Below are 1,366 nucleotides of genomic sequence, written 5' to 3'. Positions count from 1 at the left end.
GATTCCAACTTGTCACAACAAACACCAATACAAATTAATATCTCTTACTTCAACGCTGAATTATCTAAACAAAAAAGATAAGAAATACACACAACAAAACATACTTTATTATTTTAATGAAAATCTTAAAAGAAATGGCCTAGCTCCCACTACTTTAAGAACAATGCAAAATTATATTTACAAATTAGAAAAAGTACTAAAAGTTACAACGAATTACTACCAACACATGGGGGTAAATTGTGGGACTGAAATTTACTATAAGCTAAAGTATCCTAAAAAAGAATGTTACCAGAAAATCAACAAGTACTTTAAAGAACGAAAAAACCCTAGATTTAAATCTAGGGTTAATACCCATTTTAAAGACAATATTTCTAAAAATAGTAGTGTAAATTCAGTGGGGTGTTTAAGTAATAAAAATAATATAAAAGAAGAAAGAAAGATTAAAGAAATAGAAAAATATCAAATAATAAAGTATTTCAATAAATGTAACTTTTTATGTAAAGAAATTCTTTCAATTTTATTAAATTTAGATGTTGATAAAGATACTGCGATTAAAATACTAAAAATCATAAAAAGAGCTGAAATTAAATTACTAAAAAATAAAAATATACATTTTAATAAATCTTGCATTAAAGAAAAACAAGAAAAATTAAAAGAAATTCTAAAAAACACTCGAAAAGAATTAGAAGAAAATGGGTATAATACCAAACAATTAGAAACAAATTTTCAAAAAATATATGAAAATTACAAACTTAAGCCCCATTTTATTATTGAAAATCATAAATATAATGATTTAGGTATCATAAAGCGTAAATTAGAAAAGTCGATTGAAAGAAAAAAAGAAAATTCTCAACAAAATTACCATAATTTAAAGATAAACATTTTCAATATCCTTATAGAAATACTAAAAAAAGAAGTAAATATTGAAATTCTAAAGCCTATTATAAAAGAATATTTGAATAATCAAAAGAAAATAGAATACAATAAAGTATTTGGTACATATTATCTTGAATTATTAGAAATAATAAAAAATCAAAAAAAATCTCTAACTGTAGAAGAATTTAACATAAAGGCTGTATAAGGATTTAACATGGAAAATGCACAAGAACCCATTGAAACTATAAAAAAAGGCAAATGTAAAGTTGAGTGTCAAAATAAAGAACGCTTTATTTTAATTGAAAAAGAAAATGGTAAAGCAATGTACCATACAAAAATAATGATGGACATTTATAAATTTGGAGTTTATGAGAAAAAACATGAATTTAGATTGTCATTAAGAGCGCTATTTAATGGAGAAAGAATTGTTGAAGAAACTCACTTATATCCAATAAAAGAAGGTGATAAATTTATTGGTATTTTTTATGGC

At 23.1% G+C, this 1,366-nt stretch carries 2 protein-coding genes; both read left to right on the top strand.

The window, feature by feature from the left end; all coding sequences use genetic code 11:
- The first annotated feature begins 1 nt into the window (after position 1).
- On the top strand, positions 2 to 1,081 hold the full coding sequence (locus LRB30_RS05770; RefSeq protein ID WP_231020148.1) for a plasmid maintenance protein: 1,080 nt from the start codon (positions 2 to 4) through the stop codon (positions 1,079 to 1,081).
- A gap of 9 nt (positions 1,082 to 1,090) precedes the next feature.
- Positions 1,091 to 1,366, top strand: a 276-nt coding sequence (locus LRB30_RS05765; protein ID WP_231020146.1) for a DUF226 domain-containing protein, incomplete at its 3' end; no start/stop codon positions are given.

Origin of the sequence: Borreliella americana, assembly GCF_021043605.1 — a bacterium.
In the GTDB taxonomy this organism is placed as follows: domain Bacteria; phylum Spirochaetota; class Spirochaetia; order Borreliales; family Borreliaceae; genus Borreliella; species Borreliella americana.
Note: the sequence above shows the minus strand (reverse complement) of the source record. Positions and strands in the feature narration are given on the sequence as shown.